The following is a 12,330-nucleotide window of genomic DNA, read 5'->3' on the forward strand; positions in this document are numbered from 1 at the left end:
AAACCCTCTCCTTCCTGCACCTTCAACGACCATTGCGCCCCGAAACGGGCAGCCGTTGCAGCGCCGTTCCAGAGCGCTGTGGATCGATACGCCTGGAACCATTGTCCGAAGGTTTTTCCGGCATGTCCCTTGCTACCTCTCAACCAGGCACCGCAGGGGAATGACTGTCAAATGGCCACCTGCCGACGCCTTGCAACATAGGATGAAATACGAACATGGAATGGCCGATGGTCCGGTATTGCGAACTAATCCTGATCACGGCCGGTCAACAACTGCACGTTCAATCAGGCGGTGACGCATCATGGACAACCCTTTTCAGATCATTACCGACGCTTTTGCGCCGCACTATCAAATCAATCTGAGCATCCAGGGACTGGACGGCAGCATCATGCTGACCTTATCCAAGGCCGGTCGGATCGTCGCCAAGCGCATGATCAGCGCCCAGCAACGCAACGATCCGGAACGCCTGAAACGCCTGGTGCAAAGCATCCAGTTCGGCATCGCCATCGAGCAGGGCCACAGTGCCGTGGCGATCCTCGAAGCCATGACCGGCGGTGACAACGTCAAGCTGCCACCGCGGCAGGCACAAAGCCTGGGCGCCCCTGCCGCCAGCCTCTGAGACGGCGCGAGGGGCCCGCGGCGACTTCTCGTTGAGCCCCTAGATCTCGCCTTTCTCCACTTCGGCATGCTCGCTGGAACCCGCACCGACCTTACGGTGCGGGTGTTCGATCTTCACCGAAGGAAATTGCGAGGAAGCGTAGCGCACCACCAGGATAGAGAACGCCAGCAGCAGGATGCCGCCACACAGGTAGATGATCCCGAGGTCCGGCGGGCTGTGATGGGAAACGTTGGAAATCAGCAGGCGGGTCAGCGCGGTAATGGCCACGTAGATCAGAAACCGTACCGGCATGTGGTTGGTCTTGAAATAGATCCCCACCATCGCCCCCAATTCCAGGTAGATGAACAGCAGCAGGATGTCATCGATCTTGATGTGCCCCTCTTCGATCATCTGCAAAAATTCCATCACCGCCGCCCAAGCGGTCACCGCTCCGATGGCGAACAACGCCAGGTAATGAAACGTCTCGACGAACAGGTTGCCCAGGGATTCGGCCAGTTGATGCACGTTCTGCCGCAGGTTCTCGGCCCAGTTGATTTTCACGGTGTGGTTTCCTTAGGTCGTTTCGACCGGATGATGCGGATTGGACGTGACGGTTGTTCTGCATGCAGAAAAAAGGCCAGCGACTGTGGGTGAGATGGCAATGGGCCGTGCTTCGACACTTTTGCGCGGCTGGCGAAGACGGGATCTCTGCCACCAGGCTCAGCCCGCCAGGACAAATACCGAAACCGGTCTACATTAAAAAGCCACTATCCAAGGGAAAGGGTTTTCGCTTATCCTCTTGGCTGTATATAAATACAGTAGTCAGAAAGACTAACCAATGTGAAGGCATGTGAGGTGGTGAATGGCCGTCGAAGTGGTATACCGCAGCAGCCGAGATCTGGAGCGCTTGTTCATGGATAAAGCCGAAGCTGACCGTCATGACAAAATGCTGGAGCTCGCCGAATTGCTGGCCGAAGTGTTGCAAAAAGCCGTTCCATCGCTGAGCGAGCAACAGGTAGAGGAAGCCGGCATCTACATGGCGAAGAATCGCGAAGTATTTGCAAGGGCATTCAAGAGCCAGCCGGACGCGCTGTCCGAACTGCTCAATCCTTCCGCCGAATGAACAAAAAAGATCGCAGCCTTCCGGCCGCACCGCATGGCATTGAATGCATGCAGGTGCGGCCGGAAGGCTGCGATCTTTTTTATCGGTTCACTTGTACAGCAAGCGCTCCGCCAGTTCGTCCGCCACCCGCGCCGGCGAGCGCTTTTCGGCCTGGGCATGGGCGAAGATCTCGGTAAGCCGGGCGCCGATCTTCGACAGGTGAGCCGTAATGGTCGGCAACTCTTCACCGTGGTGTTTCAGGGCGACGTAGATCAGGCCGCCGGAGTTGATCACATAGTCCGGCGCATAAAGAATCCCGCGCCTTTCCAACTGATCGGCCACTTGCAGGTTGCTCAACTGGTTGTGGGCCGAGCCGGCGACGGCCGAGCAGCGCAGTTGCGCCACGCTGTGGCTGTTGAGTACACCGCCCAGGCCACAGGGCGCGAGAATGTCGCAAGGGGTACTGAGCAGCGCGTCGTTGGCGATAGGATGGGCACCCAGTTGCTCCATTGCCAGTTGCACCTTGCCGGGGTCGATGTCGCTGACCAGCAGTTCGGCGCCCGCCGCGTGCAGTTGTTCGGCCAGGGCATATCCCACGTTGCCCAGGCCCTGGATGGCCACCCGCAGGCTTTCCAGGTTATCGCTGCCCAGGCGCGCCATGGCCGTGGCGCGGATGCCGGCGAACACACCCATCGCCGCATGGGGTGCGGGGTCTCCCGAGGCCGTGGTGCTGGTGACATGGCGAGTCTGCTGGGCGATGCAATCCATGTCGGCCACCGACGTGCCGCTGTCGATGGCGGTGATGTAGCGACCATCCAGTTGCTCGATGCAGCGGCCGAAGGCTTCGAACAATGCGGCCCGGCTTTCGACATGGGCCGGGCGCATGATCACCGCCACCCCGCCGCCCACCGGAAGTCCGGCCAGGGCAGCCTTGTAGCTCATGCCCTGGGCCAGGCGTACCGCGTCGACCACGGCACTTTCGTCGTCGGGGTAGGACAGATAACGACACCCTCCCAGGGCCGGCCCAGGACGGCTGCAGTGGATGGCAATGACCGCCTTCAACCCGGTCGTCGGGTCTACGCTCAAGTGCAGCGATTCAAGGCGGGAGCTTTGCATGAGAGCAAACATCGAAAGGCTCCCGAATCACTTTTGTTTGTTTCGCCAGTATAGGCGTGTAGTCGAAAATTGCTGGAGCACGCCGGAATAAGCCGCAGCCGTTGTCAGTCTTTTCGGACATAACCATTACGACGACTGTCCGAGACTGGACGAAACCCCATGGCGGGGCTAAAACGAGGCAAAGCCCGGAGACTGTGATGAAACCGCGCCAAGCTTTTTTTGAATGCCTGCACCGCTCGCCACCGGCCCTGTTCGAAGCGGCGCTGTGGATTGCCGCCGAACATGACCGTGACGTGGACGTGCCGGCCCTGCTCAGTGATTTCAAGGACCTGCAACGGCGTGTCAGCCAGAACCTGCCGATGCTCCCTGTCGCGGAGCTGGGCCAGCCCCTGCTGCGCTGCCTCAATGACCTGGGTTTTGCCCAGGATGACTTCACCCCGCTGCGCCCGCGCGCCGCGTTGCTCGACAAGGTACTGGCGCGCAAGCGCGGGCAACCCCTGGCCCTGGCCTTGATTGCCCTGGAGTTGGCGCGAGGCCTGGAAATTCCGATGGTCGGCGTCAACTTCCCTGGCCATTTCCTGTTGCGCGTGCCCGGCGCCGACCATTTGCTCGACCCCTGCGGCGGCCGCCGGCTCTACCCCAATGACTGTCGGGAACTGCTGCAACGCCAATACGGTGCAAACATGCCGCTCAAGGCCGAGCACCTGGTCACCGCCGAACCGATGCAGATGCTCCAGCGCCTGTCGCGCAACCTCCGGCAATTGCACCTGACGAACGACGAATACATCGATGCCTTGATCGACGCCGAACGGGTACTGGAAATGGGGAATGCCAGCGCCGCCGACTACCTGGCCCGCGCCAGCCTGTACCAGCGGCTCGATTGCCCCAACGCCGAACGCTTCGACCTGGAACACGCGTTGATGCTCAGCGACGATCCGATCCAACGGATCCGGTTGACCGAACGGCTGGGGCATTTACCGCCGAATTCGATTGTGCATTGAACCGGTGGACGGCATTCGGCAGGGATGATGGCCCTGTGGCGAGAGAGCTTGCTCCTCGCCACAGCAATCACCTGGTTTTCAGAACAGCAAGCCTTCAGGGTGTATCCGGCTGGTTCGCCGGATGCGCCTGCCGGAAGGCCGGATGGGCAGCCGCCAACGCGGCAACGCGGCGGATCCGTGGGTACGCGTCCAGGGTCACGTTGAACCGCTCGGCCGCATACAGCTGCGGTATCAGGTAAACGTCCGCCAGCCCCGGTAACGGGCCGAAACAATAGCCCTCATCGCCGATCAACTGCTCCACCGCCGCCAGCCCTTGGCCGATCCAGTGAGCGATCCACTCCGTCACCTGCGTTTCATCGTGTTCCCACTGCCGCAGCTTATTAAGCACGCTGACGTTGTGCAATGGATGGATGTCGCAACCGATCAGTGCCGCGACGCCCCGTTCATGGGCACGAACCGTCAGGTCCGGATTGAGCAGTGGCACCTGTGGATAACGTTCCTCCAGGTACTCGATGATGGCAGGCGACTGCACCAGCAGCCCGCCCTCGTCGGTACGCAGCGCCGGCACGCGCCCCTGCGGGTTGATCGAAAGATAGGCCGGCTGGCGATGCTCACCGCCCGGTGGGGCGATCAGGTTGACCGGCAGGGCCTGGTAATCCAGGCCCTTGAGCGCCAGGGCAATACGCACCCGGTACGACGAGGTGGAGCGGTAGTAGGTGTAGAGTTCCATGCCCCGGTTCCTCAACGCGCCGGCAGGATCTTGCCACGGCACTCGCCGAAACCGATGGACGCGACGCCCTCACGGCTGCAACGGGCCCGCAAGATGATCTCGTCGCCGTCCTCGAGGAATTTGCGCACTTCGCCGCTAGCCAGTTCGACCGGCTTCTTGCCACCCTCGGTGATCTCCAGGAGGCTGCCGAACTGTCCGTTTTCAGGACCCGACAAGGTGCCCGATCCGAACAGGTCGCCGGCCTGCAACTGGCAGCCGTTGACGCTGTGGTGGGCAATCATCTGCGCCACGGTCCAGTACATGTACCGGGTGTTGCTCAGGGTCAGGCGATGGGCCGGCAGGTTCTGCTCGCGCATGGTTTCGGTCAGCAGCAGCACTTCCAGTTCGATATCGAAGGCGCCACCGGCCTGATCGCGCTTGTCCAGCAGATACGGCAACGGTTGCGGATCGCCTTCCGGGCGCGCCGGTTGTGGCCGGCGGAACGGCTCGAGGGCTTCGGCCGTCACGACCCAGGGTGACACGCTGGTGAGGAAACTCTTCGACAGGAACGGTCCCAATGGCTGGTATTCCCAGGCCTGGATATCCCGCGCCGACCAGTCGTTGAGCAGACAGAAACCGCCGATATGCTCGGCAGCGTCACCGATGGCGATAGGCTCGCCCAAGGCGTTGCCCTTGCCGATCCAGATGCCCAGCTCCAGTTCGTAGTCCAGCCGCGCACAGGGGCCGAAGGTCGGCTCGGTCTGGCCGGCGGGCAGGGTCTGGCCCCTGGGACGTCGCACATCGGTGCCGGAAGGGCGGATGGTGGAGGCACGACCGTGATAGCCGATGGGGACGTACTTGTAGTTGGGCAGCAAGGGATTGTCGGGGCGGAACAGCTTGCCGACATTTTGCGCATGCTCGATGCCGACATAGAAATCGGTGTAATCGTTGATCCTGGCCGGCAAGTGCATCTGGCAATCCGCCGCCTGGGGCAGCAGTCTGGCGCCCTGGGCCAGGATCTGGTCGCGCTGCGGGCTGTCTTCGCCCAACAGCACCAGCAGCCGCTCGCGCAAGGCCACCCGGGCGCCGCGCCCCAGTTCGAAGAAGGCATTCAACTGGCCCTCGCCCATGGCCTCGACCGCTTCGCGGGCCGCGCCCTCGAACAGGCCCGCCTCAAGGGCGGCCTGCAGGTCCAGGATATGATCGCCGATGGCGACGCCGCTGCGCGGGCCGCCATTGCCGGTGCTGAAGATTCCCAATGGCAGGTTCTGCAGGGGAAAATCGGCATGGCCGTTGGCGGAGGCCACCCAGCTACGGGCAGGGGAAACGTGAGTCATGGGTTATCTCCGGGTCGGGTCGAACGTGACGGGCAGCGAGGCCCAGCAGGCATCGTAGTCGGTTTGCAGTTGCGGGCAGTCCAGGGCGAACCGGCTCGGGCGCAGCACCTGGCTGGTCTCGAACATGAAGGCCATGGTGTTGTCGATCTTCGTCGGCTCGAGCGTGGCATTGATCGCCTTGGTGCAGGTCTCGCCATCCGGGCCATGGGCGCTCATACAGCTATGCAACGAGGCGCCACCCGGCAGGAAACCTTCGGCCTTGGCATCGTAGGCGCCCTGGATCAAGCCCATGAACTCGTTCATCAGGTTGCGGTGGAACCACGGCGGACGGAAGGTCTTTTCCGCCACCATCCAACGCGGCGGGAAGATCACGAAGTCGAGGTTGGCCAGGCCGTGGACACTGGTCGGCGACGTCAAAACGGTGAAGATGGAAGGATCCGGGTGATCGAAGCTGACCGTGCCGATGGTGTTGAAGCGTCGCAGGTCATATTTGTACGGCACGTTGTTGCCATGCCAGGCCACCACATCCAGGGGCGAGTGATCCAGTTCGCACGCCCACAACTCACCGAGGAATTTCTGTACCAGGGTGGTGGGTTGCGCCAGGTTCTCGTAATGGGCCACCGGCGCCAGGAAATCACGCGGGTTGGCCAGGCCGTTGCTGCCGATGGGGCCCAGGTCCGGCAGGCGCAGCGGCGCACCGTGGTTTTCGGCGAGGTAGCCCCGGGCCTGTGGGTCGAGCAATTCGACCCGGAATTTAAGCCCACGAGGCAACACGGCGATTTCCAGCGGAGCCAGCTCCAGCACACCCAGTTCGGTGGCGATTCGCAGTCGTCCCAGTTGCGGCACGACCAGCCATTCACCGTCGGCGTTGAAGAACACCCGCTCCATGGAGCGGTTGGCACGGTAGTGATAAAGGCTGATGCCGGCGGGTTTGTCCTGGCTGGCATTGGCCGCCATGCGCACCAGCCCGTCGATGAAGTCGGTGGGCTCGGCAGGAATGTCCAGCGGGCTCCAGCGCAGGCGATTGGGAGTGATGTCCCCCAGCGGCCCACCGGCCAGCTGACGCTCCAGGCGGGTAAAGGCCGGATGATTGGCCGACGGCCGGATGCGGTACATCCAGGTGCGTCGCGCTTCGCTGCGAGCCATGGTGAAGGCGGTGCCGGAGAATAGCTCGGCGTAGAGACCGTATGGGGCTTTCTGCGGGGAATTCTGGCCGACGGGTAACGCGCCTGGCAGTGCTTCACTGGCAAATTCGTTGCCGAAGCCCGATTGATAGGCCAGGTCCGATGCCGTGGGATCGAGGTTCATGGAGCCTCCTGAACATCTGTTATTTTTATCGTAATCCAATTACGCATAACGTAATTTGCCCGATAGCAACCGTCAAGCTATAAAGACGCCCATTCGCCCCCCAGATCAGGCCTCCATGGAAAACCCGCTCAGTAACGGCAAACAGAAAGTCCGCTCGGCCGAAGTCGGTACCGACATTCTCAAGGCCCTGGCCGAACTCTCTCCGTCCACCTCCCTGTCGCGCCTGGCCGAACACGTGCAGATGCCGGCGAGCAAGGTCCATCGCTACCTGCAAGCCTTGATCGCCAGCGGTTTCGCCGAGCAGAACGCCGCGACCAACCATTACGGCCTGGGCCGCGAAGCGCTGCGGGTGGGCCTCGCAGCGTTGAATGGCATGGATGTGCTGCAGGTGGCCGCCCTGCCCCTGGCAGAGCTGCGGGACGACCTCAATGAAACCTGCTTCCTGGCGGTATGGGGCAATCACGGCGCAACCGTGGTGCGGATCGAACCCGCCGTGCGGGCGGTGACCGTGGTGACGCAACTGGGGTCGGTACTGCCGTTGCTCAGTTCATCCACCGGCCTGGTGTTCAGCGCCTATCTGCCGGAGCGCGAGACAATCGAGTTGCGCCAGCAGGAAGTGAAGAGCAGCCAGGCGCACGCCCTGGCCGACGACCACGCCTATGCCAGCCTGTGCGAGCAGATTCGCAGTCGCGGCCTGCACCATGTGCACGGTTTGCTGATGCCGGGCGTGGACGCCTTGTCCGCCCCGGTCTTCAACGCTGTCGGCCAGGTGGCCGCCGTCATGACCATCGTTGGCCCGACATCGCTGTTCCATGCCGACGAACACGGCCCGGCGGCGCAACGGCTGTTGGCGGCCACCCGGGCCGTGAGCTGGCGGATGGGCTACGAAGGCTCTGTCTGAAAAGCCCTTACTCGGTGAGGCTGCGTTGAAACCGGCTCGTGCGCGAGCCCCATCGCCATGCTCATTCACTCCAGTAAAGTCGCGCGCGACCCCGGCCGTTCCTCGCCTTGCCTGACCCTCGTCTCAGACTTTTCAAACAGAGCCTGAGGCAGGCCCGCCGGAAGCTTGCAAGAAAGCCACGCGCCGTCCTAACTCATGACCCCCATGCCCTTGGCTTTCGCCACCGCTTGAGTCCGTCGCTGCACGCCAAGTTTGCTGTGGATCCGACGGGCGTGGGTTTTCACGGTGTGCAGCGAGATGAACAACTGTTCGGCGATCTGCTGGTTTGAATGCCCTTGTGCGATCAACCCCAGCACTTCCAGTTCACGCTGGCTTAACAAGGTCTCTTCGGCCGCGGTTGCAGGCGGCTCGATAGGGGCCGCCGCCTGCACCCAGCGCAATAGCTGGGGCTGGCGCAGGCGCAATTCACTCAGGGCGTGTTCCGCTCGCCAGCAGGCGACGCGTTCGAATCCCTCCTCCATGAGCGAACGCGCCAGGGCATGGTCGGCGGACAGCCACGCCACTTCGGCCAGGGCCAGGTGCAACTCGGTCTCCTGCCCATGCATGCCACAGCGCTGAGCCTGCTCGATCATTGCCTTGAGCCGTGCCTGTGGCTCCTGCGCCCGCTGCAGGTAGACCTCGGTGAGCACCAGCAAGTATTCGAGCCTGGGGATCAACTCCAGGGTCGCCGGTGGCGCATGCTTGGCCTGGGGCCCATGGAAATGCCGCAGGACCCTGGTAAGGGCTTCATGGGCCAGCTCCGGACGCCCTTGCTGCAACCAGAACTGGCAGCTGGTTTGCAGCAAAACGCCACGGTAGACCGTGTCGGGAATGTGCCGTTGCTGCATGATCCGCTCGGCATCGCGCAGTTGCATGAAAGCTGCGCCGTAATCCCCCAGGTTGACAGCCAGGCTGGCCTTGCCGAGAAACCCGTAGAGCACCTGTTTATCCTGGTAGCGCAAAGCCGTGTCCAGGCCCCGCTGGAATTGCTCGGCGGCCTGGTCGTCAAAGCCCATGCGCAACGCCAGGCGTCCACGACGCAGGGCGATACGCCCCAGCAGCGCGGAAAAATCCTGGCCCGGCTTGTCCAGCAATACTTGCACCGCCCTGAGCAGATCGTCGGCTCGATGGGGCGCGCCGCGCTGTTCCAGGATCTGGGCATGGTCCAGCTCCAGCAACCCTTCGAACACCAGCGAACCCTGGGCCCGGGCCAGGCACAGCGCCTGGCGGCTGGTCCACTGGGCCGAGGCCAGTTCGCCCTTGAGCAATGCCTGCTGCGTCAATCCCGACAGGCACAGCAACTGCAAGGACCAGGCTTGCGGATCCAGGCCGGCCTGGGCCTGGAGGAAGTGCTCGCGTGCCTGTTCGCCGTCGCCCGACAGATGCAGCAGCCACCCCCGCAGGACCTGCCAGCGAGCCACCAGTTGCCGCTGCTGGCAAGCCTGGGGTTGCGGTGCGAACCGGGTCAGTTGCTCGATGCAGGCCGAGGCCTGATCGAAGCGTCCGGCGAACAGCAGCGCGGCAGTGACCAACCCCACCGATTGCGGCGTGCTCAGGGTCAGTGCCTCGCCTTGCTGGTCATGCAGGTCCAGCAACAGCAGTACATTGTCGCGCTGCAAGACGTGCTCGAAACTCAGGTGGCGCAGGAAACTGATGGCCGCTTCGAACTCCTCGGCCTGGATGGCCTGCTCGAACGCCATTTGCCAGTCCTGTTCGGCGGCGAACCACTGGCACGCCCGTCGATGCCAGGAGCGTCCCTGGGGCCAGGGTTCATCACGCACCAGCCGAGCCAGCGGCGGGAAAATCTGCAGCCAGTCCGAGGACTGCTCCCAAGGTTCGATGAAGCATCCCAGCTCCAGCAGCAAGGGCAGGCACTCCGCCCCCACGGTGTCACCGAACAGATGCTCGCAAAGTCGGGCGTTGAAGCGCGGCAGATGCGCCAGCACGCGCCACGCCTGGGCCAGGTCCGCGGTCAACGTGCTGAACAACTCGTACTCGAGGTAGTCCAGCAAGGTGCCGGGCCGCCCTGGCGAGGCGTGACGGCGCGCCCATTCGCACTGTTCGAGCAAGGCGATGCGCACGCCGGCGCACCAGCCGCCACTGCGCTGTATCACCTCCCGGGCGGTTCGGGTTGCCTGGGGCGGGGTCAGATGACCGAGCAAGGGCAGGATATCGTCGGGCGTGAAGACCAGCGCCTTGGCATCGAACTCGTACAGCTCGTCGTCGAGCAGCAGGCGCGTCCAGTTGCAATGCGGACGCCGACGGCCGTTGAGCCACAGATGCAGCAGCGGGCTGCTGGCATTGAGCAGACGGTCGAGCCAGTGGTCCAGGCCGGGGTTCGACACCCGGCAGTAATCATCCAGGAACAGCCAGGTGGGGGTTTGCAGACGGGCCAGATGATTCAGCAGCCCCGCCTCGTCCATCATCGGCAGGCCCAGGGCCTGGGCCAGGCGCTCGCACATCTGCGTCGCATCCAACACGCTGCCTGCCAGGGGCAACCAGTGCACTCGACAATCTTTGGGGGCTTGCAGGAAACACTCGGCGAACAAGGCGCTCTTGCCGCTGCCCGCGGGCGCGCACAGCAACTTCACCCGAGCCCCCGAGGCCAGCAGGGGCTCGCTCAGGGACCTGCGCGGCACATGCGTCGAAGACAGGCGAGGCAGCAATCCAGGACGGTCCGGGCACGGGGACATGGCGGTCATGCGGGCAGGTCCTTTTTATTGTTCTCCCTCCACCCTAGCCCTGTGTCACCCACCTTTGGAGAAGTATTCAGCGCGCTGATCGCAGCCCATAAAAAAAGAGACCGATCGGTCTCTTTTTTCGTAGCGACGGCAGTGGGTGTTACCGAACCCCACTCGACCGCAGCGCCGCCGGGGTGTAGTCGGCCGCACGGGCCTCGAAACCATACACGTAGCTGTGCTTCTCCTCGTTCTTCATGCCCAGGGCGATATAGCGGCCGGCGATGAGGTCGTAGAGTGCCTCGAGGGTGTAGCCCGGGTTCTGGTGATCGTAATAGAACTGGGCATGCCCTTCGGCCACGCGCCACAGTTGCCCACGACCGTCGTAGTGGTCCACCAGCGCGGCCTGCCAACTGTCCTCGTCGATGTACATGTGGCGCTTGGCATAGATATGACGCTCGTTGGGCTTGACCGTGCCGATCACTTCCCAGACGCGATGCAACTCGTAGCGGGTCAGGTCCTGGTTGATGTGACCGGCCTTGATCACGTCGTCGTACTTGAGGTTGGGCGAGTCGAGCTTGTAACTGTTGTACGGGATGTACATTTCCTTCTTGCCCACCAGCTTCCAGTCGTAGCGATCCGGTGCGCCGGAAAACAGGTCGAAGTTGTCGGAGGTACGCAACCCGTCGGCGGCAGTGCCCGGACCGTCGTAGGCCACCTGAGGCGCGCGGCGTACACGCCGCTGGCCAGCGTTGTAGATCCAGGCCAGGCGTGGTTCCTTCACCTGGTCGAGGGTTTCATGCACCAGCAATACGTTGCCGGCCAGACGCGCCGGAGCGGTGACCTCCTGCTTGAAGTAGGTGAGCACGTTGCTGGCCTTTTCTGGATCGGCGTCCTTGATCAGGAACGGCACGGCAATTTCTTCTTCGAAGCGGATCGGCGTGAAACTGCCGTTGGTCTGCGGCGTGGCCTGGGTGATGATGCGCCGCAGGTTGCCACCGTGGTAACGAGTGACGTGGTTCCACAGCACCTCCACGCCGTTCTTGGGAATCGGGAACGCGTAGTAGCGGTTACCGGTGAAATTGGACAGGCCGTTGCCATCGTTGATCGCCGTGACGTTGAGCGCGCTGCGCTTGATCGACTCGTAGATCTCGGGGGGTAGCGACACACTGCGATGGGTCGGATAGACCGGGATCCGGTAGGTTTCCGGGTAGCGCTTGAACATCGCGACCTGGCCTTCGGAAAGCTTGTCTTTGTATTTGTCCACGGTGGCGGCGGTGATGGTGAACAGCGGTTTTTCACTGGCAAACGGATCAGCCAGGAAACCTTTGCTGTCCACCGCCCCGGCATTCTTGGGAATGCCGCCGGTCCAGGCCGGAATCGAGCCATCGGCGTTGCCCGCCTTTTCCGCGCCCACCGGCGTCAGGCTGGTGCCCAGTTTGTTCGCTTCCTCCGGCGAAACCGCCGCCATCACGTTCGCGGCCAGCAGGCTCAGGGCCAGGGCACCGCATTGCAGAATCATCTTGCGCATTGGGTTTTCC

The 12,330-nt window shown here is 62.8% G+C and carries 11 protein-coding genes; 4 read left to right on the plus strand and 7 right to left on the minus strand.

Annotated elements, in window-relative coordinates:
* Positions 1-301: 301 nt before the first annotated feature.
* Complete coding sequence (locus tag BT179_RS09690; protein ID WP_072388280.1) at positions 302-619, plus strand: DUF3509 domain-containing protein; 318 nt, start codon at positions 302-304, stop codon at positions 617-619.
* A 39-nt stretch (positions 620-658) separates the two neighbouring features.
* On the opposite strand, the gene BT179_RS09695 is transcribed toward BT179_RS09690, so the two are convergent.
* Entirely contained in the window at positions 659-1,159 is a 501-nt protein-coding gene (locus BT179_RS09695) for a phosphate-starvation-inducible protein PsiE (RefSeq protein WP_072388282.1), read from the minus strand.
* Between the two features lie 301 nt (positions 1,160-1,460).
* Between BT179_RS09695 and BT179_RS09700 the strand changes: the two genes are divergently transcribed.
* Positions 1,461-1,721, plus strand: a complete 261-nt coding sequence (locus BT179_RS09700; RefSeq protein WP_072388283.1) for a YebG family protein — start codon at positions 1,461-1,463, stop codon at positions 1,719-1,721.
* Positions 1,722-1,808: 87 nt separating this feature from the next.
* Here BT179_RS09700 and BT179_RS09705 read toward each other — a convergent pair whose 3' ends face one another.
* Positions 1,809-2,828 (minus strand): Glu/Leu/Phe/Val dehydrogenase family protein, encoded by a 1,020-nt coding sequence (locus tag BT179_RS09705; RefSeq protein ID WP_072388284.1) that lies wholly within the window; start codon positions 2,826-2,828, stop codon positions 1,809-1,811.
* A 185-nt stretch (positions 2,829-3,013) separates the two neighbouring features.
* On the opposite strand from BT179_RS09705, the gene BT179_RS09710 reads away from it, so the two are divergent.
* On the plus strand, positions 3,014-3,817 hold the full coding sequence (locus BT179_RS09710; RefSeq protein ID WP_072388285.1) for a SirB1 family protein: 804 nt from the start codon (positions 3,014-3,016) through the stop codon (positions 3,815-3,817).
* A 94-nt stretch (positions 3,818-3,911) separates the two neighbouring features.
* Here BT179_RS09710 and maiA read toward each other — a convergent pair whose 3' ends face one another.
* Genes maiA through hmgA form a run of 3 tightly spaced genes read right to left on the minus strand, consistent with a single transcriptional unit; the run spans position 3,912 to position 7,171 of the window.
* Positions 3,912-4,547 (minus strand): maleylacetoacetate isomerase, encoded by a 636-nt coding sequence (maiA, locus tag BT179_RS09715; protein WP_072430783.1) that lies wholly within the window; start codon positions 4,545-4,547, stop codon positions 3,912-3,914.
* Positions 4,548-4,558: 11 nt separating this feature from the next.
* Entirely contained in the window at positions 4,559-5,863 is a 1,305-nt protein-coding gene (fahA, locus tag BT179_RS09720) for a fumarylacetoacetase (RefSeq protein WP_072430782.1), read from the minus strand.
* Positions 5,864-5,866: 3 nt separating this feature from the next.
* On the minus strand, positions 5,867-7,171 hold the full coding sequence (gene hmgA / locus BT179_RS09725) for a homogentisate 1,2-dioxygenase (protein WP_072430781.1): 1,305 nt from the start codon (positions 7,169-7,171) through the stop codon (positions 5,867-5,869).
* A 115-nt stretch (positions 7,172-7,286) separates the two neighbouring features.
* On the opposite strand from hmgA, the gene BT179_RS09730 reads away from it, so the two are divergent.
* Complete coding sequence (locus BT179_RS09730; RefSeq protein ID WP_072388291.1) at positions 7,287-8,072, plus strand: IclR family transcriptional regulator; 786 nt, start codon at positions 7,287-7,289, stop codon at positions 8,070-8,072.
* A gap of 188 nt (positions 8,073-8,260) precedes the next feature.
* On the opposite strand, the gene BT179_RS09735 is transcribed toward BT179_RS09730, so the two are convergent.
* Entirely contained in the window at positions 8,261-10,813 is a 2,553-nt protein-coding gene (locus tag BT179_RS09735) for a helix-turn-helix transcriptional regulator (RefSeq protein ID WP_072430780.1), read from the minus strand.
* Between the two features lie 139 nt (positions 10,814-10,952).
* Positions 10,953-12,320 carry a DUF1329 domain-containing protein gene (locus tag BT179_RS09740; protein ID WP_072430779.1) on the minus strand — a complete coding sequence of 456 codons (1,368 nt, stop codon included), beginning with the start codon at positions 12,318-12,320 and terminating at the stop codon, positions 10,953-10,955.
* Between the last annotated feature and the right edge of the window lie 10 nt (positions 12,321-12,330).

Source organism: Pseudomonas sp. NFACC43 (genome assembly GCF_900119645.1).
In the GTDB taxonomy this organism is placed as follows: Bacteria; Pseudomonadota; Gammaproteobacteria; order Pseudomonadales; family Pseudomonadaceae; genus Aquipseudomonas.

Excerpts from the sequence above, each read along its gene's own strand:
- BT179_RS09710 (WP_072388285.1), top strand. The coding sequence starts at position 3,014 with ATGAAACCGCGCCAAGCTTTTTTTGAATGCCTGCACCGCTCGCCACCG.
- BT179_RS09735 (WP_072430780.1), bottom strand. The coding sequence starts at position 10,813 with ATGACCGCCATGTCCCCGTGCCCGGACCGTCCTGGATTGCTGCCTCGC.
- BT179_RS09700 (WP_072388283.1), top strand. The coding sequence starts at position 1,461 with ATGGCCGTCGAAGTGGTATACCGCAGCAGCCGAGATCTGGAGCGCTTG.
- BT179_RS09690 (WP_072388280.1), top strand. The coding sequence starts at position 302 with ATGGACAACCCTTTTCAGATCATTACCGACGCTTTTGCGCCGCACTAT.
- fahA (WP_072430782.1), bottom strand. The coding sequence starts at position 5,863 with ATGACTCACGTTTCCCCTGCCCGTAGCTGGGTGGCCTCCGCCAACGGC.
- BT179_RS09730 (WP_072388291.1), top strand. The coding sequence starts at position 7,287 with ATGGAAAACCCGCTCAGTAACGGCAAACAGAAAGTCCGCTCGGCCGAA.
- BT179_RS09740 (WP_072430779.1), bottom strand. The coding sequence starts at position 12,320 with ATGCGCAAGATGATTCTGCAATGCGGTGCCCTGGCCCTGAGCCTGCTG.
- hmgA (WP_072430781.1), bottom strand. The coding sequence starts at position 7,171 with ATGAACCTCGATCCCACGGCATCGGACCTGGCCTATCAATCGGGCTTC.
- maiA (WP_072430783.1), bottom strand. The coding sequence starts at position 4,547 with ATGGAACTCTACACCTACTACCGCTCCACCTCGTCGTACCGGGTGCGT.
- BT179_RS09705 (WP_072388284.1), bottom strand. The coding sequence starts at position 2,828 with ATGTTTGCTCTCATGCAAAGCTCCCGCCTTGAATCGCTGCACTTGAGC.